The 20,474-nt window shown below is 72.3% G+C and carries 20 protein-coding genes; 8 read left to right on the forward strand and 12 right to left on the reverse strand.

Annotated features, from left to right (window positions below; translation table 11 throughout):
- Nucleotides 1-63: 63 nt before the first annotated feature.
- Nucleotides 64-1,092: a CDP-6-deoxy-delta-3,4-glucoseen reductase gene (locus G3A44_RS10760; protein WP_163457524.1), complete on the forward strand. Its 1,029-nt coding sequence runs from the start codon at nucleotides 64-66 to the stop codon at nucleotides 1,090-1,092.
- A gap of 44 nt (nucleotides 1,093-1,136) precedes the next feature.
- Here the strand turns inward: G3A44_RS10760 and G3A44_RS10765 are convergent, their stop codons facing one another.
- Entirely contained in the window at nucleotides 1,137-2,051 is a 915-nt protein-coding gene (locus tag G3A44_RS10765) for a LysR substrate-binding domain-containing protein (protein ID WP_163457525.1), read from the reverse strand.
- Nucleotides 2,052-2,235: 184 nt separating this feature from the next.
- Here G3A44_RS10765 and G3A44_RS10770 point away from each other — a divergent pair, with 184 nt between their 5' ends.
- The 3 genes from G3A44_RS10770 to G3A44_RS10780 all read left to right on the forward strand — a co-directional run bounded on the left by G3A44_RS10770 (nucleotide 2,236) and on the right by G3A44_RS10780 (nucleotide 5,561).
- The gene (locus tag G3A44_RS10770; RefSeq protein WP_163457526.1) at nucleotides 2,236-3,420 is read left to right on the forward strand and encodes an acyl-CoA dehydrogenase; all 1,185 of its coding nucleotides are present in this window, start codon (nucleotides 2,236-2,238) and stop codon (nucleotides 3,418-3,420) included.
- Nucleotides 3,421-3,422: 2 nt separating this feature from the next.
- On the forward strand, nucleotides 3,423-4,625 hold the full coding sequence (locus G3A44_RS10775; protein WP_163457527.1) for a CaiB/BaiF CoA transferase family protein: 1,203 nt from the start codon (nucleotides 3,423-3,425) through the stop codon (nucleotides 4,623-4,625).
- 165 nt (nucleotides 4,626-4,790) lie between these two features.
- On the forward strand, nucleotides 4,791-5,561 hold the full coding sequence (locus G3A44_RS10780) for a ferredoxin--NADP reductase (protein WP_163457528.1): 771 nt from the start codon (nucleotides 4,791-4,793) through the stop codon (nucleotides 5,559-5,561).
- Nucleotides 5,562-5,682: 121 nt separating this feature from the next.
- Here the strand turns inward: G3A44_RS10780 and G3A44_RS10785 are convergent, their stop codons facing one another.
- The 5 genes from G3A44_RS10785 to G3A44_RS10805 all read right to left on the reverse strand — a co-directional run bounded on the left by G3A44_RS10785 (nucleotide 5,683) and on the right by G3A44_RS10805 (nucleotide 11,838).
- Nucleotides 5,683-6,894, reverse strand: a complete 1,212-nt coding sequence (locus G3A44_RS10785; RefSeq protein WP_163457529.1) for an ABC transporter permease — start codon at nucleotides 6,892-6,894, stop codon at nucleotides 5,683-5,685.
- 3 nt (nucleotides 6,895-6,897) lie between these two features.
- On the reverse strand, nucleotides 6,898-7,656 hold the full coding sequence (locus G3A44_RS10790; RefSeq protein WP_163457530.1) for an ABC transporter ATP-binding protein: 759 nt from the start codon (nucleotides 7,654-7,656) through the stop codon (nucleotides 6,898-6,900).
- Complete coding sequence (locus G3A44_RS10795) at nucleotides 7,653-8,984, reverse strand: efflux RND transporter periplasmic adaptor subunit (RefSeq protein WP_163457531.1); 1,332 nt, start codon at nucleotides 8,982-8,984, stop codon at nucleotides 7,653-7,655. Before G3A44_RS10795 ends, G3A44_RS10790 begins: the two co-directional genes overlap by 4 nt.
- Before the next feature lie 101 nt (nucleotides 8,985-9,085).
- Nucleotides 9,086-10,627: an efflux transporter outer membrane subunit gene (locus G3A44_RS10800; RefSeq protein WP_163457532.1), complete on the reverse strand. Its 1,542-nt coding sequence runs from the start codon at nucleotides 10,625-10,627 to the stop codon at nucleotides 9,086-9,088.
- A 290-nt stretch (nucleotides 10,628-10,917) separates the two neighbouring features.
- Nucleotides 10,918-11,838 (reverse strand): hypothetical protein, encoded by a 921-nt coding sequence (locus tag G3A44_RS10805; RefSeq protein WP_163457533.1) that lies wholly within the window; start codon nucleotides 11,836-11,838, stop codon nucleotides 10,918-10,920.
- 161 nt (nucleotides 11,839-11,999) lie between these two features.
- On the opposite strand from G3A44_RS10805, the gene G3A44_RS10810 reads away from it, so the two are divergent.
- Nucleotides 12,000-13,055 (forward strand): phosphatase PAP2 family protein, encoded by a 1,056-nt coding sequence (locus tag G3A44_RS10810; protein WP_163457534.1) that lies wholly within the window; start codon nucleotides 12,000-12,002, stop codon nucleotides 13,053-13,055.
- Between the two features lie 22 nt (nucleotides 13,056-13,077).
- On the opposite strand, the gene G3A44_RS10815 is transcribed toward G3A44_RS10810, so the two are convergent.
- Both G3A44_RS10815 and G3A44_RS23935 read right to left on the reverse strand, forming a co-directional pair.
- Complete coding sequence (locus G3A44_RS10815; protein WP_239061807.1) at nucleotides 13,078-13,539, reverse strand: DUF6691 family protein; 462 nt, start codon at nucleotides 13,537-13,539, stop codon at nucleotides 13,078-13,080.
- 4 nt (nucleotides 13,540-13,543) lie between these two features.
- The gene (locus G3A44_RS23935) at nucleotides 13,544-14,140 is read right to left on the reverse strand and encodes a YeeE/YedE family protein (RefSeq protein ID WP_310734363.1); all 597 of its coding nucleotides are present in this window, start codon (nucleotides 14,138-14,140) and stop codon (nucleotides 13,544-13,546) included.
- On the opposite strand from G3A44_RS23935, the gene G3A44_RS10825 reads away from it, so the two are divergent.
- On the forward strand, nucleotides 14,093-14,833 hold the full coding sequence (locus G3A44_RS10825; protein ID WP_310734360.1) for an RluA family pseudouridine synthase: 741 nt from the start codon (nucleotides 14,093-14,095) through the stop codon (nucleotides 14,831-14,833). The two genes, G3A44_RS23935 and G3A44_RS10825, sit on opposite strands and share 48 nt — an antisense overlap.
- Before the next feature lie 61 nt (nucleotides 14,834-14,894).
- Nucleotides 14,895-15,470, forward strand: a complete 576-nt coding sequence (locus tag G3A44_RS10830; RefSeq protein WP_163457537.1) for a flavin reductase family protein — start codon at nucleotides 14,895-14,897, stop codon at nucleotides 15,468-15,470.
- 30 nt (nucleotides 15,471-15,500) lie between these two features.
- Here the strand turns inward: G3A44_RS10830 and G3A44_RS10835 are convergent, their stop codons facing one another.
- Nucleotides 15,501-16,904, reverse strand: coding sequence for a putative bifunctional diguanylate cyclase/phosphodiesterase (locus G3A44_RS10835; protein ID WP_163457538.1), 1,404 nt, complete (start codon nucleotides 16,902-16,904; stop codon nucleotides 15,501-15,503).
- A gap of 83 nt (nucleotides 16,905-16,987) precedes the next feature.
- Nucleotides 16,988-17,791 (reverse strand): hypothetical protein, encoded by an 804-nt coding sequence (locus tag G3A44_RS10840; RefSeq protein ID WP_163457539.1) that lies wholly within the window; start codon nucleotides 17,789-17,791, stop codon nucleotides 16,988-16,990.
- 45 nt (nucleotides 17,792-17,836) lie between these two features.
- On the opposite strand from G3A44_RS10840, the gene G3A44_RS10845 reads away from it, so the two are divergent.
- Nucleotides 17,837-18,595: an SDR family NAD(P)-dependent oxidoreductase gene (locus tag G3A44_RS10845; RefSeq protein WP_163457540.1), complete on the forward strand. Its 759-nt coding sequence runs from the start codon at nucleotides 17,837-17,839 to the stop codon at nucleotides 18,593-18,595.
- A gap of 22 nt (nucleotides 18,596-18,617) precedes the next feature.
- On the opposite strand, the gene G3A44_RS10850 is transcribed toward G3A44_RS10845, so the two are convergent.
- The gene (locus G3A44_RS10850) at nucleotides 18,618-19,940 is read right to left on the reverse strand and encodes a TRAP transporter large permease (protein WP_163457541.1); all 1,323 of its coding nucleotides are present in this window, start codon (nucleotides 19,938-19,940) and stop codon (nucleotides 18,618-18,620) included.
- A gap of 2 nt (nucleotides 19,941-19,942) precedes the next feature.
- Nucleotides 19,943-20,449 (reverse strand): TRAP transporter small permease, encoded by a 507-nt coding sequence (locus tag G3A44_RS10855; protein ID WP_163457542.1) that lies wholly within the window; start codon nucleotides 20,447-20,449, stop codon nucleotides 19,943-19,945.
- Between the last annotated feature and the right edge of the window lie 25 nt (nucleotides 20,450-20,474).

Below are 20,474 nucleotides of genomic sequence, written 5' to 3' on the forward strand. Positions count from 1 at the left end.
CTGGCGGCCGCAGTGTAGGCGCCCGGCCCGCCCACGCCGGCCCCCCATCCCCCTCCCGCGATCATGAGCTTCCGCATCACCCTCCAGCCCTCGTCACGAGCCTTCGACGCCGAGGCCGACGAACCCCTGCTCAACGCCGCCATCCGTGCGGGCATCGGCCTGCCCTATGGCTGCAAGGACGGCGCCTGTGGCTCGTGCAAATGCCGTCTGCTGCAGGGCGAGGTGTCCCACGGCCCCCACCAGGAAAAGGCCCTGAGCGCGGCCGAGGCCGCCAATGGCCTGATCCTGAGCTGCGTGGCCCACCCGCGCAGCGACTGCGTGGTGGAAGCCCGCGGTGTCACCGGCGACGGCGAGTACCCGGTGCTGAAGATGCCCGGGCGCATCCTGCAGCTGGAGCGCCTGGCCGCAGACGTCATGCGGATGCGGGTGCAGCTCCCGGCCAACCAGAACTTCCAGTTCAAGGCCGGGCAATATGTGGACTTCATCCTGCGCAATGGCGAGCGCCGCAGCTACTCGATGGCCAATGCGCCGCACAACCTGGGCACGCCGGCGGCCATCGAACTGCATATCCGCCACATGCCCGGCGGCCAGTTCACCGACGTGGTGTTCAGCACCATGAAGGAAAAGGAGATCGTGCGCATGGAGGGTCCGTTCGGCACCTTCTACCTGCGTGAGGAATCGGACAAGCCCATCGTGATGCTGGCCTCGGGCACCGGGCTGGCGCCGATCAAGGCGCTGCTGGAGCGCCTGCAGGCCCAGGGCATTGCCCGGCCGGTGGTGCTCTATTGGGGCTGCCGCCGCCAGGCAGACCTGTACCTGCACGACTGGGCGCAGGCGCAGGCCGCCAGCTTGCCGTCGCTGCGCTATGTGCCGGTCCTCTCCGAGCCCGAGGCCGGCTGGAGCGGTCGCACCGGGCTGGTCCATGAGGCCGTCATGGCCGACCTGCCTGACCTGAGCGGCCATCAGGTCTATGCCTGCGGCGCGCCGGTGATGGTGGCGTCCGCGCGCCGCGACTTCACCACGCGCTGCGGCCTGCCTGAAGACGAGTTCTTCGCCGACAGCTTCACCAGCGCAGCCGACAAGGCCGGCTGAGCCGGACGCCGCGCCACCGCAGGTGTCCGCGGGCGGCCACACGCTCAGCGGATCCCGGCCTCCAGGTAGTCGCGGGCCTGCGCCTGCAGCCACTGGCTGAAGCACTGCAGCGCCGGCAGGCCGGCCCGGGCGGGCGGATGGACCAGGTGGTAGCTGCGCCCGCTGGGCATGATGGCCGGGCAGGCCTGCACCAGACGCCCGGCGGCCAGGTGCCGCTCCACCAGCAGGCGCGGCACCAGGGCCAGGCCCAAGCCCAGGGCCGCCGCTTCCACCAGCATCGAGAACAGCTCCATCCGCGGCCCCGCCACCGCCTGTGGCCAGTCCAGGCCCTGCGCGGCGAACCACTGCCGCCAGGCTTCGGGCCGGGTGCTGGCCTGCAGCAGGGGCTCGGCCCGCATCTCCTCCAGCGTCAGGGCGCGGCGTCCGGCCATGCGGGTCGGGCTGGCCACCACGATCAAGGGCTCGGGCAGCAGGGCCACGCCCTGGGTGCCGGGCCAGAGCCCATGCCCGGGGTGGATGGCCGCGTCAAAGGCCGTGTCCTCAAACAGGAAAGGACGGGTGCGGGCACCCAGGTGCACCGTGATGCCCGGATGCCGGGCCTGGAAATCCGCCAGCCGGGGCAGCAGCCACTCGGTGGCAAAGCTGGGCACCACCGCCAACTCCAGGGAGCCGCCGGTGGCCGCATCTCCCTGGGCCATCAGGTCCAGCGCATCGCGCTCCACCGCGTCCAGACGCTGGGCCACGCTGCGGGCATAGCGCTGGCCGGCCTCGGTCAGGGCTATGCCACGCTGGCCGCGCCTGAACAGCTTGACCCCCAGGAACTCCTCCAGGGTGGCCACCTGCCGGCAGATGGCACTCTGGGTCACCGAGAGCTCGGTGGCCGCCCGCGTGAAGCTCTGGTGGCGGGCGGCAGACTCGAAAGCCGCCAGGGCGGCGGTGGAAGGCAGTTTGCGGCGCATGCACGTCTCCTGTGGCGTCACGACCCGGCCGGGCCCGGATACGGGGCAGACATCGGCCTGGCCGCCCTCCGGTGTGCATAAAGCGCACACCAGCGTGCCAAATTCTCGTTTGATTCGGGGAGTGACGGCTGCATAAGATGAGCCCTAAGCACTTCAGCCTCATTTCTTCCCGGAGACAACCGCCATGTCCACCCCTCGCAAAGCCGCCTTCCAATGGGACGATCCACTGCTGCTGGACCAGCAGCTGAGCGACGACGAGCGCCAGGTGCGTGACGCTGCGCACGCCTACTGCCAAGAACGCCTGGCCCCGCGCGTGCTGGAGGCCTTCCGGCATGAGCGCATGGACGTGAGCATCTTCCCGGAGATGGGCGAGCTGGGCCTGCTGGGCCCCACCATCCCCGAGGCCTACGGCGGCGCCGGCCTGAACTACGTCTGCTACGGCCTGGTGGCGCGCGAGGTGGAGCGGGTGGACTCGGGCTACCGCTCGATGATGAGCGTGCAGTCCTCGCTGGTGATGGTGCCGATCCACGCCTTCGGCAACGAGGCCACCAAGCAGAAGTACCTGCCCAAGCTGGCGCGCGGCGAGTGGATCGGCTGCTTCGGCCTGACCGAGCCCAACCACGGCTCCGACCCCGGCAGCATGGTCACCCGCGCCCGCAAGGTGCCGGGCGGCTACAGCCTGACCGGCTCCAAGATGTGGATCACCAACTCGCCGGTGGCCGACGTGTTTGTGGTCTGGGCCAAGGACGACGAAGGCCAGATCCGCGGCTTTGTGCTGGAGAAGGGCTGGAAGGGCCTGTCCGCCCCGGCCATCCACGGCAAGGTGGGCCTGCGCGCCAGCATCACCGGCGAGATCGTGATGGAGGAGGTGTTCTGCCCCGAGGAGAACGCCTTCCCCGAGGTGCGCGGCCTGAAGGGCCCGTTCACCTGCCTGAACAGTGCGCGCTACGGCATCGCCTGGGGCGCGCTGGGCGCGGCTGAGGCCTGCTGGCACACCGCCCGCCAGTACACGCTGGACCGCAAGCAGTTCGGCAAGCCCCTGGCCGCCAACCAGCTGGTCCAGAAGAAGCTGGCCGACATGCAGACCGAGATCACGCTGGGCCTGCAAGGCTGCCTGCGCCTGGGCCGCATGAAGGACGAGGGCACCGCCGCGGTGGAGATCACCTCCATCATGAAGCGCAACAGCTGCGGCAAGGCACTGGACATTGCCCGCACCGCCCGCGACATGCTGGGCGGCAACGGCATCAGCGACGAGTTCGGTGTGGCCCGCCACCTGGTGAACCTGGAAGTGGTCAACACCTACGAAGGCACGCACGACATCCACGCCCTGATCCTGGGCCGTGCCATGACCGGCATCGCCGCGTTCTGACCATGGCGGCCGGGGCACTGCAGGGCCTGAAGGTCCTGGACCTGTCGCGCGTGCTGGCCGGCCCCTGGGCCACCCAGCTGCTGGGCGACCTAGGCGCCGACGTGGTGAAGGTGGAGCGTCCCGGCGCCGGCGACGACACCCGCGCCTGGGGCCCGCCCTGGGTGAAGGATGCCGAGGGCGCCGACAGCCGCCAGGCCGCCTACTTCCAGTGCGCCAACCGCAACAAGCGCTCCATCGCCGTGGACATGGCCACCCCCGAAGGGCAGGCCCTGCTGCACGAACTGGCCACCCGGGCCGACGTGGTGGTGGAGAACTTCAAGGTCGGCGGCCTGGCCGCCTACGGCCTGGATTACGACAGCCTCAAGGCCCTCAACCCCCGGCTCATCTACTGCTCCATCACCGGCTTCGGCCAGACCGGGCCCTACGCCGAGCGAGCCGGCTACGACTTCCTCATCCAGGGCCTCGGTGGGCTCATGAGCCTGACCGGGCGCCCCGACGGCGAGGACGGCGCCGGGCCGCAGAAGGTCGGCGTGGCCCTGGTGGACATCATGACCGGGCTGTATGCCACCATCGCCGTGCTGGCGGCCCTGAACCACCGCCACGCCAGCGGCGAAGGCCAGCACATCGACCTGGCCCTGCTGGACGTCCAGGTGGCCGCCCTGGCCAACCAAGCGGCCAGCTTCCTCACCACCGGCACCTCGCCCCGGCGCATGGGCAACGCCCACCCCACCATCGTCCCGTACCAGGACTTTCCCACCGCTGACGGCGACATGATCCTGGCCATCGGCAACGACGGACAGTTCAGCCGCTTCTGCAGCGCCGCGGGCCACCCGGAATGGGCCACCGACGACCGCTTTGCCACCAACCCGGCGCGGGTGGCCCACCGCGAGGTGCTGATCCCGCTGATGCGCCAGGCCACGGTCATGCGCACCACGGCCAACTGGATCGCGCTGCTCGAGACCCTGGCCGTGCCCTGCGGCCCGATCAACCGCCTGGCCGAGGTCTTCGCCGACCCGCAGGTCCTGGCACGCGGGCTGCGAATCGACCTGCCACACCCGGCCTTTGGCAGCGTGCCCGGCGTGGCCAACCCCATGCGCCTGTCGGCCAGCCCGGTGGCCTACCGGCAGGCCCCGCCCACCCTGGGCGAGCACCAGGCCCAGGTGCTGGCAGACTGGCTGGGCCACGGCTCAACGCGGCAGGCATGACCTGAATCAAGCCCGGGTTTGCGCCGCCTCAAGCGGTCGCGGACAGGGGCTTTCGCGGTTCGTCCCACCCTTCAGGGATAATACGGAGTTCGCCTGGGAGGTGCTGCGGGATGCGGCGCGGGTCAGGCGCTCCCCACAACCTGTCAAATTCCCAGCCCTCCGACCATGAGTGCCTTCCACGAAGAGCGCGTGCTGAGCGTGCATCACTGGACCGACCGCCTGTTCAGCTTCACCACCACCCGTGACGCCGGCCTGCGCTTCTCCAACGGCCACTTCACGATGATCGGCCTGCGCGTCGACGGCAAGCCGCTGCTGCGCGCCTACTCCATCGTCAGCCCCAACTACGAGGAGACGCTGGAGTTCCTGTCCATCAAGGTGCAGGACGGCCCGCTGACCAGCCGGCTGCAGCACATCCAGGTGGGCGACTCCGTCATCGTGGGCAAGAAGCCCACCGGCACCCTGCTGATCGACTACCTGGTGCCGGGCAAGCGCCTGTACCTGCTGTCTACCGGCACCGGCATGGCCCCCTTCCTGTCGATCATCCGCGACCCGGAGACCTACGAGAAGTTCGAGGAAGTCATCCTGGTGCACGGCGTGCGCGAAGTGAAGGAACTGGCTTACCACGACTACCTCACGCAGGAGCTGCCCCAGCACGAGTTCCTGGGCGAGATGGTCAGCAAGCAGCTGAAGTACTACCCCACGGTCACCCGTGAGCCGTTCAAGAACCAGGGCCGCGTCACCGACCTGATCGAGAACGGCAAGCTCTTCGCCGACCTGGGCGTGCCCGCCCTGAACCGCGAGGAAGACCGCGTGATGATCTGCGGCAGCTCGGCCATGCTGCGTGACCTGAAGGAAATGATGGAAGCCCGCGGCCTGGCTGAAGGCAACACCACCACCCCGGGCGACTTCGTCATCGAACGCGCCTTCGTCGGCTGATCCAGGTCGCCGGCGATCCGGTCCCGGGCCCTGCGGCCTGTGGCCGCCGCACAGCAAAGCCCCGCCTCGGCGGGGCTTTGCCGTTTCTGGGCGCTGTGGCCAGGGCGGCCAGGGCCGCCCTTCACTCGTGGCGCAGGGCGTCGATCGGGTCCAGACGCGCGGCACGGCGCGCCGGAAAGTAGCCGAACACCACCCCGATGGCGGCCGAGAAGCCGAAAGCCAGCAGGTTGATGCCGGGGTTGAACAGGAAGGGCAGGCCCATCAGCCCGGCCAGCCCCACCGTGGCGCCCAGCGCCAAGACGATGCCCACCAGGCCGCCCAGGCTGGAAAGCACCACCGCCTCGATCAGGAACTGCAGCAGCACATCACGCTCCAAGGCGCCGATGGCCAGGCGGATGCCGATCTCGCGGGTGCGCTCGGTCACGCTCACCAGCATGATGTTCATGATGCCGATGCCGCCCACCAGCAGGCTCACCGCGGCCACCGCGCCCAGCAGCGAAGTCATGAGCTGCGTGGTGCCCGAGAGGGTGTTGGCAATCTGTGCGGTGTCCAGCACATTGAAGTTGTCGTCCGCCCCGTCGGCGATGCGCCGGCGCTCGCGCAGCAGCGCGGACACCGCCTGGATGGTGCTGGCCGCCTCGGTGCCGTCGGCCATGGACACCAGCAGGGTGTTGACCCGGGTGCTGCCCGTCACCCGTCGCATGGCGGTGCGCACCGGCACGACGATGGTGTCGTCCTGGTCCATGCCCATGGCCGCCTGGCCCTTGCTGCCCAGCCGGCCGATGACCTCGCAGGAGAAACCCTTGACCCGCACCTGCTGGCCGATGACCTCGGTGTCGGCCCCGAACAGCTCGCGCTGCACCGTGGCCCCCAGCAGGCAGACGGCCGCGCCGGCGGCCAGCTCCTCGTCACTGAAGGTGCGGCCGTCGGCCACCGTCCAGTTGCCCGCCACGAAGTAGGCATTGGTGCTGCCGGTCACGGTGGTCTGCCAGTTGCGGCCGTTGGCGATGACGGTGACCGAGGCGCGCACCTCCGGCGCCACCGCCTTGAGCCCGCCAATGCGGCTGGCGATGGCCTCGGCATCGGCCTCCTTGAAGGACGGCGCGCCCGCGCCGCCCATGCCCGGCCCCAGGCGCTGGCCGGGTCGGATCTGCAGCAGGTTGCTGCCCAAGCTGCTGATCTGGTCGCGCACCGCCTGGGTGGCACCCTGGCCCAGGGTGACCATGGTGATGACCGCGGCCACCCCGATCACGATGCCCAGCACCGTGAGGAAGGAGCGCAGCAGGTTGCGGCGGATGGCGCGCAGCGCCAGCAGCAGGGTGTTGCCCAGCATGGTTCAGGCCTCCTGGGCAGCCGGCTCGGCCGGGGTGGCACCGGCCACCGGTGCGCGGGTGCGGGCCGCTTCGTCCAGCACCTCGTCGTGGTCGACACGGCCGTCCCGGAAGTGGACGATGCGCCGCGCATAGGCGGCCATGTCGGGTTCGTGGGTCACCATGAGCACGGTGATGCCCTGGCGCTCGTTGAGGGTCTGCAGCAAGGCCATGATCTCGTGGCTGCGGGCGGAGTCCAGGTTGCCGGTGGGCTCGTCGGCCAGCAGCACGCGCGGCTGGGTGACCAGGGCGCGCGCGATGGCCACGCGCTGCTGCTGCCCACCCGAGAGCTCGCCCGGGGTGTGGTGGCCCCAGCCGGCCAGGCCCACCTGGGCCAGCGCGGCCTGGGCGGCGGCCCGGCGGGTGCGGGCGGGCTCACCGCGGTAGAGCAGCGGCAGCTCCACGTTCTCCACCGCCGAGGTGCGGGCCAGCAGGTTGAAGCCCTGGAAGACGAAGCCCAGCAGCCGGCGGCGCAGCAGCGCACGCTGGTCGCGCTGCAGGCGGTGCACGGGGATACCGTCCAGCCAGTACTCGCCGGCACTGGGCGTGTCCAGGCAGCCCAGGGTGTTCATGGCGGTGGACTTGCCCGAGCCGCTGGGGCCCATGATGGCCACGAAGTCCCCGGCCTTGATGTCCAGGTCCACCTGGCGCAGCGCCCGGAAGGCCACCGCGCCGCGGCCATAGGTCTTATCCACCCCGCGCAGGCGGATGAGCGGCGCGCTCACGGCGCGCTCCCGGCGGCCGGGGCGGCAGGGCCGGTCTGCCGGGCCACGATGACCCGCACGCCCGGGGCCAGGCCTTCGCCACGGACTTCGGTCTGCCGGCCGTTGCTCAGGCCCACAGTGACCGGCACCGCCTGCGGCGCCCCGTCACGCAGCACCCAGACCTGGCGGCCGGCACCCGCGGCGGTGCCGCTGCGCTTGCCACCGCTGCCCATGCCGGGCGGCTTGGGCATGAGCTTGTCGATCACGCCACCGCCCTGGGCCGCGGCGGCGGGCGTGCCCGTCGCGGGGGTGAAACCCAGCGCCGCATTGGGCACGAGCAGCACGCCGCGGTGCTCGGTGGCGGCGATCAGGGCGGTGGCCGTCATGCCGGGGCGCAGGCTCAGGTCGGCGTTGGCCACGTCGAGCTGGGTGGTGTAGGTCACCACGTTGTCGGTGGTGGTGGAGCCATAGGCCACCCGGGTGATGGTGGCCGGGTACTGGCGGCCGGGCCAGGCGCTCACCGAGAAGCGCGCCGTCTGCCCGGTCTGCACCTGGGCCACGTCGGCCTCGTCCACGTTGACCGAGAGCTTGAGCTGACGCAGGTCGGCCGCCAGGGTGAACAAGGTCACCGCCTGCAGCGAGGCGGCCACCGCATAGCCAGGCTCGACGTTGCGGGTGAGGATGACCCCGTCCATGGGCGCGCGGATCGAGGCCTTGGCCAGGTTGGTGCGGTTGGTGCTCAGGGTGGCCTGGGCCTGGGTCACGGCGGCCCGCGCCACGGCCTCGGCGGCCAGCGCCTTGGCCAGGGTGGCCTGGGCGGCTTCCAGCTCGGTGGCGGCGGGCAGCCGGCCGGCCGACAGGCGTTGCACCTCCTGCAGCCGGGCCAGGCTCTGGCGCGCCTCCAGGGTGCTGGCCTGCGCCTGCTGCAGGCTGGCCTCGGCGCTGGTCACCGCCGCCTGGGACTGGGTGATCTGGTCCCCGAGCTTGGCGGTGTCCAGCTCCACCAGCACCTGCCCCTGGCGCACCCGGTCGTTCACGTCCACCAGCACGCGGGAGACGGTGCCCGAGAGCTCGCTGCCAATGCTCACCGAGCGGGTGGGCTGGAGGGTGCCGTTGGCGGTGACGGTGACCGCCAGGTCCCCTTGGGTGACGGGCTCGGTCAGGTAGCGCACGGCGGCCGGCGGTTCGCTGCCCAGCCCGAACAGGGCGGCGACCCCACCCCACAAGACCAGACCGGCCGCCCAGGCGACCGGACGGCGCCAGAGGGGCCGGCCTTCGGTTCGCAGCCAGTCGGGCAGGCCGCCGGCAGCATCACGGGAGGAGGAGGAATCGGAGGTGGGATCGTTCATGGCGGAAGACGGCGGAGGACCGCAAAAGGGGGCTCAGGCGGGCGGGGACAGGGGGCACCGGCACACGCCGGGACCGGCAGGGGCCGGTCGGCGGCAGCGGCTCAGGACCGCGTGGCGTGGTCCTGAACCGCGGTGGCCGGTGAGGACGCCGGGGCGGAAGCCGGCGGGGCGCCCGGGGCCGCCACGTCGGGCGCCCAGCCACCGCCCAGGACCTGGTAGAGCGTGACCAGGGCCTGGGTGCGCAGCGCGCGCCCGGCTTGCAGGTTCAGCAGGGCCGACTGCAGGCTGCGCTCGGCACTGAGCTGGTCGGTCAGGGCGACCAGCCCCGCCTCGCGCTGCTGGCGGGTGGTCTGGGCCAGGGCCTCGGCGGCATCGGCCGCCCGGGCCAGGGGCTCCAGCCGCACGCTGTGCCCGCGCAGGGCCACCAGCGCGTCCTCCACCTCCTGCAAGGCGGTACGCACCGCAGCCTCGTACTGCAGGCGGCTCAGGTCCAGCGCGGCATCCTGCTGGGCCACCAGCGCGTCGCGCTGCCCGTGGTCCCAAAGGGGGCCGGAGATGGTGGCGGCCAGGGCCGCCACGCCCGTGCCAGCCCCTCCCAAAGCCCCCAGGCTCAGCGCCTGAAAACCCAGGGAGCCGCTCAGGCTCAGGCCGGGCCAGCCCTCGCGTCGGGTCTGGTCGCGGCGTGCCCACTGGGCCTGCACCGCGGCCTCGGCCGCCCGCAGGTCGGGCCGGCGGCGCAGCAGGTCGGCCGGCACGCCGGTGGCCAGGCCCTGCAGCGCGGCGCGCTCGTCGGGCCAGCCCGCCGGGCCCGCCAGCAGCGCCTGCACCGCGCCGGGGGTCTGGCCGGTGAGGGCCGCGAGCTGGTGCTCGGCCTGGGCCGCCTCGATGGCCAGCAGCGGCAGCGCCGCCAGGGCCTGTTCGGCGGCCAGACGGGCCTGCTCCAGGGTGAGCACACTGTCCAGGCCGGCCTGCGCCCGCCAACGGGTCAGCACCAGGGTCTGGCCCAGGCTCTCGGCATAGCGGCGCTGCAGCTCCTCGCGCAAGCGGGCATCACACCAGCCCAGATAGGCCAGACCCACCTGGGCCGCCAGGGTCATGCGGGCGGTGTCCACGTCCGCCAGGGCGGCGGACTCATCGGCCTCGGCCGCACGACGGGCGGCGGCCTGGGCGCCGTTGAGGTCGGGGGACCAGCCCGCGCTCAGGCCGGCCTCGGCGCGGGGCACGGTACTGCCCGCGCTGCGGCTGCGGCTGTAGCCGGCGCTGGCCGAGACGGCAGGAGCCTGGCTGGCCTCGGTGGCACGGCGCACCGCCTGGGCCTGGCGCAGGCTGGCCTGGGCCTGCGCCAGGGTGCTGTTGTGGGCCAGCGCCCGCTGCATGAGGCGATCGAGCCGGGCGTCGTCCAGCAGGCGCCACCAGCGGGCCAGGGCCTCTGCATCCGGGGCGGTGCCGGGGAGCTCGCCGGCCTGGGCCCAGGCGGGGGGCAGCTGGGCCGGGCCCACCGGGGCCGGCGTGGCCGCGGTGGCTGACGGGGCCGGGCCGGGAGCCGCCGCCGTTGCCCCCTTCACGGCGCAGGCGCCCAGGCCCACGCACAGGCCGGCCCCCAGGCCCAGACCCAGGACCGCACGGGCCAGACGGTGCGGCAAAAGCCGTCCTGCGGTGCAGGCGGCCGCGGACGGGAGGAGGATATGGGCGGGAGATGAGACGGGACGGGGCACGGCAGGTCCAGACGGTGAGGCCAGGCGGTCGGGCCAGCGCCCTGGCCCACGGGGCCCATCTGACCCCGGCCAGGGCCCTGAAGCCTTGAGGTCCGTCATGCTCCACGCGGTCGGCAGCCGCCGTGCTGCCACCATGTAAAGGCGTGTTGCCCGATCGTGTCAGCCGACCTGCGGACGGACACCAGGGCCGTGGCCGGCAGGCGGGCCGGCCGGACGCCTCAGGACCCGACCTGGACCGGGTAGACCTTGCGGGCCTGGTCGCCGCCGTGGATGGCGCGGGCCTGGCTCGGATCGTCCACCCGCACCCAGGCGCGATCGGCATGCAGGACCTGCACCACCCGGCCCTCACCGGTGATGCGCTCCACCGGGCGGCCGGCGGTGTCCAGCTCGGTGCGCACAAAGCGCACCGGGTCCTGGTGGCGCAGGCCATCGTCCTTGCCCAGGGCCACCTGGAACAAGGCGGCGCCGGTGGCCGGCTGCACCTGGCGGGCCATCACCCGGCCGCGCAGCAGCACGGCCTGGGCGGTCTCGCGCACCACGGCGCTGGGAAAGGCGCCACGCATGCTGCGCACGGCCTGCTGCACCGCCTGGTCCAGCAGCTGACGGGCCTGCTCGGGCGTGGGCGCCTGGGCTTCGCCGGTGCTCACCACCTCGGCCTTGAAGGGCAGGCTGGCCAGCAGGGGACCTTGCGGCATCACCTGCAGGTCCACCGCACCTTCGACCCGGGCGGTGTGGGTGTGCGAGGGGCCGACCTTGCGGGTCATCACCAGCTTGTAGGCCTCGGTGCCGCCTTCAATCCACTGGTCCTCGACCTGGGCCCGCAGCACCCGGGGCTGCACCTGCACGAAGGGCTCCCCCTCGGGCGGGCGCAGCAGCAGCTCGGTACGCCCCTCCACCTCGATCTGGCGGCGGACGTGCTCGGCCAGCTCGCCCACGGCACGCTGGGCCAGGGCATCGGCACCGGCGGCCGCGCGGTCACTCACCCACACCCGGGTTCGGCCGCTGGACGGAGACAGCACCGAGGGCACCTCGAAGTTCGGATCGGGCTCAAAGCCCGCGGGCAGCTGCGCGCAGCCGGCCAGCAGCGCCGCCAGGACCAGAAGGGTGGCGCCAGCCGTCGCCTTGGGGGTCATCGTCATGTCCAAGCCTTGTGTGGAACCCACCAGTATAGAAAGCCGCCCACAGCCGGCCACAGCCCGCGGTCAGGGCGGGCGCCCGGGCGGCCTGGGTCCGGAACTGCGCCGGGAGGTCCCTGCTGCTCCGGGCTTGGCCGGCCCCCGGCGCCACGCAAGATCGCGGCATGCGTCCGCCTGTCCTGTCCCCCTGCCCCCCCTCGCTGCAGCCCCGGGCCTGCCGGCACCGTCGCAGACCCTGGACCCTGGGGCTGTGCGCCCTGCTGGCCGGTGCCCCCTGGGTGGCGGGCGCGCAGGTGACGGGCACGCAGGCGGCGGCCCCGCCGGCGTCATCGGCCTTGGCGCCACCACCCGCCCCGGAGGCTTCGCCACCGGCCTCCTCGGCGCCCGCCCCGGCAGCTGCCGCACCGGAGGCCGGTCCCGCCTCGCCCTGGTCGCAAGCCTGGTCGGCCTGGCCAGCCCAGGCACAGCGCATTGCCACCGCCCCCTGGGGCGAAGACCGGCAGACCGTGGCCCGGGCTGCCCTGGGCGTGGCCGGCCTGGTGCTGCTGGACAAGCCCTTGACCCGCGCCTGGCAGCAGCATGTGGAAAAGCCGCTGCAAGGCTTCCACCTGCCCGAGGCGCCTGGCCCGCTGCGGCATGTGGGCACCGGCGGCACCGACGGCTGGCTGGCCCTGGGCGTGGCCGGGACCTGGCTGGGTGGCTGGGCCCTGGGCGACGCGCAGGCCGAGCGCACCGGGCTGGCCGCCGGGCAGGCCATGGTCTGGTCGGTGGTGGTCAGCGAGCTGCTGCTCAAGACGGTGACCGGGCGCAAGCGCCCCCAGGACCCCTGGCACCCGGAGACCGATGCGGAGGGCGCCTTCACCGACGACCCCTGGGACTTCGGCCACCGCCGCGCGACGCGCCTGCCTTCCGGTCCCATGGGCACCTCCATGCCGTCCTTTCATGTGACCGTGTGGTTTGCGGTGGCCAAGGTCTATGCCGACAGCTACGACAGCCTGGCCTGGCCCTACGGCCTGCTGGTCCTGGGCCTGGCCTCGGACATCCAGTCGCACCGGCACTGGGTCTCGGACATGGTGGCCGGCGCCCTGATCGGCACCGGCCTGGGGGCGGTGGTGCGGCCGGCGGCGCAGGCATCGGGCACCACGCGCCCGGGGGGAGGCCTGGCCCTGCGCCTGGACGGCCAGGGCCGCCCAGCCTTGGCCTGGTCGCGGGCCTGGTGAAGCCGGAGGCAGACCGGGCGGTTCAGGCCCGGCGCCGGTCGGCCCACCAGCCCTGCAGCAGCGCCCCGCCGGCCATGCCGGCCAGGGCCCACAACAGGTCGGTCATGCCCGCACCCAGGCCGGCAATGGCCGGGCCGGGACAGACGCCGCACAGCCCCCAGCCCACACCAAACAGGGCCGAGCCCAGCACCGTGGGCCGGTCCAGCCGCGCCAGGTGGGCGTCAAAGCCCACACCACGCCCGCCCAGCAGCGGCTGGCGCAACAGGCGCGGGCCCAGGCCATAGGCCAACAGGATCACCGCGACGCCGCCGCCCATCACCAGGGTGAGGCCGAAGTCTTGCCAACGCAGAAAGGACAGCACCACCTGGGGCTGGATCATGGTGGACAGCGACAGGCCATAGCCAAACAGGCCGCCGCACAGGAACACGGCCAGCGCTCGTGCCGGGGTGAGCGCAAAGCAGGGGGAGGGGGTCGGGTACAGCATGGGCTCAGACGCCAAGGTGGTGGAGCCACTGGGCGGTGGCAAAGGCCGCGGCCATGAAGGTCAGTACCGCCACCAGCGAGGGCCAATGCAGCGAACCCAGGCCGCACAAGCCATGTCCGGAGGTGCAGCCATTGGCCAGGCGAGCGCCAAAACCCACCAGCAGGCCGCCCAGGAGCAGGCGCCATGGACTCTGCCCGGTGGACAGGGTCTGGTCCGCGCCGGAGAGGCCCCACCACAGGCCGGCCCCCGCCACCAGGCCCAGGGCGTAGACCAGACGCCAAGCACGGCTGTCCACCAGCCGCACCTGGCGGAAGAACGGCCGGTCCACCACATAGGTCCAGGTGGAGGAGAAGACCGTGCTCATGCCCCCGATGCGGCCGGTGAGCAGGAACAGCAGGCCCACGCCGGTGCCCAGCAGCAGGCCACCGGCCAGGTAATGGACCCAGCCCAGGGGAAACAGGGAGTGCAGCATGGCGCGCATGTTACTTGGTGGGGTATTGCCAACAGCAGGTGGCCGTCCGTCGCGCCGGGACTTGTTGGCACACTTCGGGCCGTGAATGCCCCGCCTGCCTCCACGCCCCCGCTGCCCGACGGCTCCCAGGCCCTGCCTCCTGGCTTGCCGGCGCGCGACCCACCGCCCCCGCCGCGGCCGGTGGCCGTCCCGCCCGGCCCCCCGGCGCGGGTGTTCGAGGACGCCGACCTGATCGTCATCGACAAGCCGGCGGGCCTGCTGTCGGTCCCCGGCAAGGGCGAGGCCGGGGCCGATCACGCCTGGGGCCGGGTGCTGCAGGACAACCCCGAGGCACTGGTGGTGCACCGCCTGGACATGGGCACCTCCGGCCTGCTGGTGCTGGCCCGGCATGTACAGGCGCAGCGGGCCTTGTCGCGGGCCTTCGAGCTGCGGCAGGTGGACAAGCGCTACCAGGCCCTGGTGTGGGGCACGCCGCCGGCGGACCAGGGTGAGGTGGACCTGCCCCTGGCCTGCGACTGGCCCCGCCGGCCCCGCCAGCAGGTGGACCGGGAACGCGGCAAGCCGGCCCAGACCCGCTGGAGCCGCCTGGCGCCGGCCGGACCGCATGGCGCACGCCTGCTGTTGGAGCCGCTGACCGGCCGCTCCCACCAACTGCGGGTGCACCTGCAGGCCCTGGGGCACCCCATCCTGGGCGATGAGCTCTACGCCCCGCCGGCGGCCGTGGCGGCGGCCCCCAGGCTGTGCCTGCATGCCTGGCGCCTGGACCTGCAGCATCCGTTCACCGGCCAGTTCCTGCAGCTGGAAGCGCCGCTGCCTTTCTGACATGCTTGCCGGCGGCGCCCCCCCCCCGGCGTCGCCCCTCTTCGCCACTCTGCCCACCGACATGCGTCAAGCCATCGACCTGCGCCATGCCTACCGCCTGCTCAACCACGGCCCCACCGTGCTGGTGAGCGCCTGTCACGAGGGCCGCGCCAACCTGATGCCAGCGGCATGGGTCATGCCGCTGGACTTCCACCCCCCGCGGGTGGCGGTGGTGATCGACAAGGCGGCCTACACCCGCCAGCTCATCGAGGCCAGCGGACGCCTGGCCCTGAGCGTGCCCTGCGCCGCCCAGGCCGCCCTGGTGCACCGTTTGGGCGGCTACAGCGGCGCCACGCGGGACAAGTTCACCCCGCCCGAGGGCGCCTGCGCGCTGGACGAGCCGCAGGCCGCCAGCCCGCTGGTGGCCGGCTGCGTCGCCTGGCTGGACGCGCGGCTGCTGCGCGAGCCGCATGTGGAGCAGAGCTACGACCTGTTCCTGGCCGAAGTGACCGCCGCCTGGGCCGACGCCCGGGTCTTCCATCAAGGCCGCTGGACCTTCGACCAGGCCGGCGACGCGCTGCGCACCCTGCACCATGTGGCGGGCGGACATTTCCTCACACCCGGCCGGGCGCTGGATGCCGGCAGCGGCGAAGGCTGAACCGCCGGACACCGGCCTCAGCGTGCCGGTTCAGGCCGCGGCCAGCCCCCCGCGCGGCGCCGTGCGCACCAGGGCCTCGAAGGCGTCCACCGCCAGTGCCGGGCTGAACAGGTGGCCCTGAAAGCAGCGGCAACCCAGCTCGGCCAGCAGCTGCCGCTGGGCCGCCGTCTCCACCCCTTCGGCCACCACCGTCAGCGACAGGCTCTGGCCCAGGCCGATCACCGCCCGGGCAATGGCCACGTCCTGCGGCGACTGCGCCAGCTGCCGCACGAAGACCTGGTCGAGCTTGAGCTGCTCCAGCGGCAGGCGGCGCAGGTAGTTGAGCGAGGAAAAGCCGGTGCCAAAGTCGTCCAGCGCCAGGCCCACGCCCAGGGCCTGCAGCCGGGCCATCTGCGCCGCCACACGCTCCAGGTCGCCGGCCAGCACGCTCTCGGTCAGTTCCAGCTTGAGCCGACCGGCAGGCACCTGCCAACGCGCGAGCAGGCGCTCCAACCCCGGACAGAAGTCTTCGCGGGCCAGCTCGGCAGCGCTGACGTTGACCGCCAGCGTCAGGCCGGCGAGCTGCGGATCGCGGGCCCACTGGCCCAGCAGTTGGCAGGCCTCGTGCCGCACCCGCTCGCCCAGGGCCTCGGCCAGGCCGCTGCGCTCGGCCACCGGCACAAAGTCCGCCGGCATGACCAGGCCGCGCTGCGGATGGGCCCAGCGCACCAGGGCCTCGGCGCCGGTGATGCAACCCCGGTCGTCGACCTGGGGCTGCAGATGCATGCGCAGCTCGTCATTGACCAGCGCCTGCAGCAGTTCGCGCTCCAGCGCGTTGCGCTCACGCACGTCCTGCAGCAGCAGGCGCAGCACCAGCCAGATGGTGAACAGCGCCAGGCTGACGTTGACCCAGATGCCGACGCGGCGCACATCCGGCGGCACCGCCCAGACGGAGAAGGCCAGGGCATCAACCGGGGTGGGCAGCACCGCCAGCATGCCAAAGGCGGTCAGGCACAGGGCGGGCGCGCCGTGACGCAGCAGGCTGGGCTCATCGCGCAGCACCAGGGCCGCCACCACGCCCAGCGCCAGCAAAAAGTGGTGTGATGAGCGCGGCAGGCTGACCGTGGGCACATCCAGAAAGGCGGCATTCAAGGTGAGCACCACCGTCATCACGCCCACCAGCAGGCGGGCGGCCAGCCGGGGCCGGCGCTGGCGCATCAGCAGCCCGGCCCACACGGCGGTGCCCAGGCTGACGCCGTCCAGCACCAGGGGCGCCAGCAGGCCGCGCCAGGCAAAGAACAGCCCGAACAGCAGGCCGTAGCCGCCCACCAGCACGATGGCCACCCACAGGATGCGCTGCACCCGCTGGTGGTGGCGCGCATCCAGCACCGGCACCTCACGCAGCGGGGCGCGGCGGTGGAGGTCAGGGGAGGAGCGCACTTCAGGCCGATTCATCCCGGGAGTGTAGAGGCCGCGACATCACATGTAACACAATGTCGCCCACCCCCCCCAGGGCGCGGGCCGGCAGAGGTGCAGGCTCAGCGTCCGGCCGCCGAGGCGGCCAGGGCCGCCTGCAGCGGGGTGCGCACGCGCAGCTCAAAGTCCTGGGGGGTGACGTACTGCAGCACCGCCTTGGCCCGGGCGCCCTCCCCTTCTGCCGGCGGCAGCACCACCACCAGGCCCAGGCGGGGATAGAGCCACTGCCATTCCCCCCCCGGGCCCTGCAGCTTCTCCTCGGGGGGACCAAAACGCTGGGCCACCACCTCACCATCGAGCCGGGCCGAGGGCACGAAGCTCAGGCCCGCCACCGGCCAGCGCCGGGCCTGCAGCAGGTCGTCGGCCGACAAGGTGTGGCGACGGGTCCGGCCACCGTCCCCCACCTCGCTACCAGCCACCCGGTCCAGCGCGGCGTGGCGCCAGTCGGCCGGCGCCTCCAGCGCCACCACCAGCTTGCCGGTGATGAAGCCGGCACGGAACTGCTCGACATAGGCTTCCAGCGCCGGCGGCTGCCCGGGCTGGGCGGGCACCGGGGTGATCAGGCCGAGCTTGAGGTCGTCGCCCCAGCGTTGCTGCAGCCCGCCCAGGTCCACCTGCCCCAGCGTCAAGCCGAAGACCTCGCTGGTCTGCCCCTGCGGGCCGGGCCGGATCTGCCAGGGCAGGCCCTGCTCTGTCGCAGGCGCTGCCGGTGGGGCCCAGGACATCCGCAGCAGGGGCCAGGCCAGGGCGCCGCCCAGCAGCAGAACGGTGAAGCCCAGGGCCAGCACCGACGGCCGCTGCCACCAGGGCAGCCGGACGGCCGGCCAGGCCGGGGCGGGGGTCGAATCCTCAGAGACATCGGTCATACCGGCATTGTCCAACGGGGCCGGGAACGCGTAGGCTTGGGCGCCATGAGCAAACCCCTGACCCTCCTGACCGGACATTCCCGCGGCCTGGGCGCCGCGCTGGCGGCGCAGTGCCTGCGCAAGGGCCATGTGGTGCTGGGCATCTCGCGCCAGCCCCACCCCGGGCTGCCGGCGCTGGCCGAACGCTACGGCGGCGAGCTGTACCAGTGGACCCATGACCTGGCCGAGCCGGAACAGGCCGCCTGGCCGATGCTGGACTGGCTGCAGTCGGCCGGCGCCGCACGGTTCTCCAGCGCCACGCTGATCAACAACGCCGGGGTGATCGCACCGCTGCGCGACCTGGCCGCCCTCGAGCCCGCCGACACCGCTCGGGCCCTGCGGGTGGGCCTGGAGGCGGCCATGGTGCTGACCGGGGTGTTCCTGCGGGGCACCGTGGACTGGCTGGTGCCGCGCAAGGTGATGAACATCTCCTCCGGCCTGGGCCGGCGGGCCATGGCCGGCAGCGCCTCGTACTGCGCCGCCAAGGCGGGCATGGACCATTTCAGCCGGGCGGTGGCGCTGGAGGAGGCCGCGCACCCCAACGGCGCGCGCATCGTCTCCATCGCGCCGGGGGTGATCGACACCGACATGCAGGTGCAGCTGCGCAGCGCCGACCCGCGGGCCTTCGCCGACCAAAGCGGCTTTGCCCGCCTGCACCAGGACGGTCAGCTGGCCAGCGCCGAGGACACGGCTCGCAAGCTGCTGGCCTGGCTGGACCGGCCCGACTACGGCGCCGAGCCGGTGGCCGACGTGCGCAAGCCCTGAGCCGCGCCGATCCGGCGGGGGGTCAGAAGAAGAGCGTGATCAGCCCCAGGCACAGGCTGGGGAAGAACAGCATGGCCACCGTGCGCGCCACATCGGTGAGCAAGAAGGGCATCACGCCCTTGTAGGTCTCCGCCATGGGCACCTCCTTGGCCACGCTGTTGACCACATAGACGTTCAGGCCCACCGGCGGCGCGGTCATGCCGATGCCCACGGTCATCAGCACCAGGATGCCGAACCAGATGGCCTTCATCTCGGGGTTCAGGCCCCAGAGGTCCAACCCCATGACCGCCGGAAAGAGCACAGGAATGGTCAGCAGCATCATGGAGAGCTCGTCCATGACGCAGCCCAGCACCACATAAAGCACCATGATGGCGGCGATGATGGCCAGCGGCGCGACAGGCAGATGCACCATCCAGTCGGCCAGCAGCTTGGGCATCTGGGTGAGCGCCAGCGAGGCGTTCATCATGTCGGCACCCAGGAAGATCATGAACACCATGGCCGAGGTTTCGGCGGTGCCCATGAAGCTGCGCCGGATGCCGGCCCAGTCGAGCTCGCGGCGCAGGAGCGCCGCCAGGAAGGTACCGACGGCGCCCACGGCCGCCCCTTCAGTGGGCGAGAACAGGCCGCCGTAGATGCCGCCGAAGACCACCACGAAGACCACCACGATGGGCCAGATGCCCAGCAGGGCCTGCCAGCGCTGCGGCCAGGGCGTGGGGGCGCTGGGGGAGGCCAGCTCCGGCTGCAGGCGGCAGACCACGGCAATGACCGCGATGTAGCCCAGCATGGCGAGCAGCCCCGGCACCATGGCCGCGGCAAAGAGCTTGGCGATGTTCTGCTCGGTCAGGATGGCGTAGACCACCAGCGGCACCGAGGGGGGGATCAGGATGCCGAGCGTGCCACCGGAAGCCAGGGTGGCCGTGGCGAGCCGGCCGTGGTAACCGTGCGCCTTCATCTCGGGGTAGGCCACCTGCGTGATCGTGGCCGAGGTGGCCACCGAGGAGCCGCAGACCGCGCCGAAGGCCGCCGCGCTGAGCACCGCCGCCATGGCCAGGCCACCGCGGATGTGGCCCACGAAGGCCGCCGCCGCCTGGAACAGCGCACGCGAGAGCCCCCCCTGGGTGGCAAATTGGCCCATGAGCAGGAACAGTGGAATCACCGACAAGTCGTAGACGGTGAGCCGGGCCACCGCGCTGCCCTTGAGCTGGTTGAGCAGCGCGGCGTCCTGGGTCATGGCCCAGTAGCCCAGGGCGCCGGGCACGAACATGGCCGCGGCGATGGGCACGCGCAGGGCCATGAGGATGAGCATGCCGACGAACATCAGCAGGCCGATGGTGAGGGCGTCCATGGTCAATGCTCTCCTTGGGCCGGCAGGGGTGAGCCGTCGGCAGCAGCGCGCAGCTGGCGCTGGGCCTGCACCCCGGCGACCAGGGCGGTCAGGGCCAGGCCGGGCGCCAGGGAGGCATAAGCCCACCACATCGGCAGGCCCAGGATCATGGTGGTTTCGAACGCCTCACGGGTACCGACGGCGCCCACGCTGGTGCGCCAGGCCAGCAGGGCGCACATCAGGGCCAGCAGCAGGGCGCCGGCGGCGTCCAGCAGGTGGTTGACCCGGTCGGGCAGGCGCTGGGTGAAGAAGTCCACGATGATGTTGGCGCGGCGAAGCTGCGCCCAAGGCAAACAGAGGGAAATGCTGAGCGCGATGCCCAGCTGGGTGAGTTCCACATCGCCCTGGATGGGCTGGGTGATGGCGGCTCGCAGGGTGACGGAGGAGACCGTCATGAGGGCGACGCCGCAGGCCACCGCACCGCCCAGCCAGGCGAAGAGGTGGGCCAGGCGTTGCAGGATCAGCAGCATGGCAGGGCTCCCGGGCCGGCCCGAC

Origin of the sequence: Ideonella livida (assembly GCF_010499455.1) — a bacterium.
Classification (GTDB): Bacteria; Pseudomonadota; Gammaproteobacteria; order Burkholderiales; family Burkholderiaceae_C; genus Ideonella; species Ideonella livida.

What these genes read in the sequence shown, in the direction of transcription:
- G3A44_RS10760 (WP_163457524.1), top strand. Translation starts at nt 64, where the DNA reads ATGAGCTTCCGCATCACCCTCCAGCCCTCGTCACGAGCCTTCGACGCC.
- G3A44_RS10765 (WP_163457525.1), bottom strand. Translation starts at nt 2,051, where the DNA reads ATGCGCCGCAAACTGCCTTCCACCGCCGCCCTGGCGGCTTTCGAGTCT.
- G3A44_RS10770 (WP_163457526.1), top strand. Translation starts at nt 2,236, where the DNA reads ATGTCCACCCCTCGCAAAGCCGCCTTCCAATGGGACGATCCACTGCTG.
- G3A44_RS10775 (WP_163457527.1), top strand. Translation starts at nt 3,423, where the DNA reads ATGGCGGCCGGGGCACTGCAGGGCCTGAAGGTCCTGGACCTGTCGCGC.
- G3A44_RS10780 (WP_163457528.1), top strand. Translation starts at nt 4,791, where the DNA reads ATGAGTGCCTTCCACGAAGAGCGCGTGCTGAGCGTGCATCACTGGACC.
- G3A44_RS10785 (WP_163457529.1), bottom strand. Translation starts at nt 6,894, where the DNA reads ATGCTGGGCAACACCCTGCTGCTGGCGCTGCGCGCCATCCGCCGCAAC.
- G3A44_RS10795 (WP_163457531.1), bottom strand. Translation starts at nt 8,984, where the DNA reads ATGAACGATCCCACCTCCGATTCCTCCTCCTCCCGTGATGCTGCCGGC.
- G3A44_RS10805 (WP_163457533.1), bottom strand. Translation starts at nt 11,838, where the DNA reads ATGACGATGACCCCCAAGGCGACGGCTGGCGCCACCCTTCTGGTCCTG.
- G3A44_RS10810 (WP_163457534.1), top strand. Translation starts at nt 12,000, where the DNA reads ATGCGTCCGCCTGTCCTGTCCCCCTGCCCCCCCTCGCTGCAGCCCCGG.
- G3A44_RS10815 (WP_239061807.1), bottom strand. Translation starts at nt 13,539, where the DNA reads ATGCTGTACCCGACCCCCTCCCCCTGCTTTGCGCTCACCCCGGCACGA.
- G3A44_RS10830 (WP_163457537.1), top strand. Translation starts at nt 14,895, where the DNA reads ATGCGTCAAGCCATCGACCTGCGCCATGCCTACCGCCTGCTCAACCAC.
- G3A44_RS10835 (WP_163457538.1), bottom strand. Translation starts at nt 16,904, where the DNA reads ATGAATCGGCCTGAAGTGCGCTCCTCCCCTGACCTCCACCGCCGCGCC.
- G3A44_RS10840 (WP_163457539.1), bottom strand. Translation starts at nt 17,791, where the DNA reads ATGACCGATGTCTCTGAGGATTCGACCCCCGCCCCGGCCTGGCCGGCC.
- G3A44_RS10845 (WP_163457540.1), top strand. Translation starts at nt 17,837, where the DNA reads ATGAGCAAACCCCTGACCCTCCTGACCGGACATTCCCGCGGCCTGGGC.
- G3A44_RS10850 (WP_163457541.1), bottom strand. Translation starts at nt 19,940, where the DNA reads ATGGACGCCCTCACCATCGGCCTGCTGATGTTCGTCGGCATGCTCATC.
- G3A44_RS10855 (WP_163457542.1), bottom strand. Translation starts at nt 20,449, where the DNA reads ATGCTGCTGATCCTGCAACGCCTGGCCCACCTCTTCGCCTGGCTGGGC.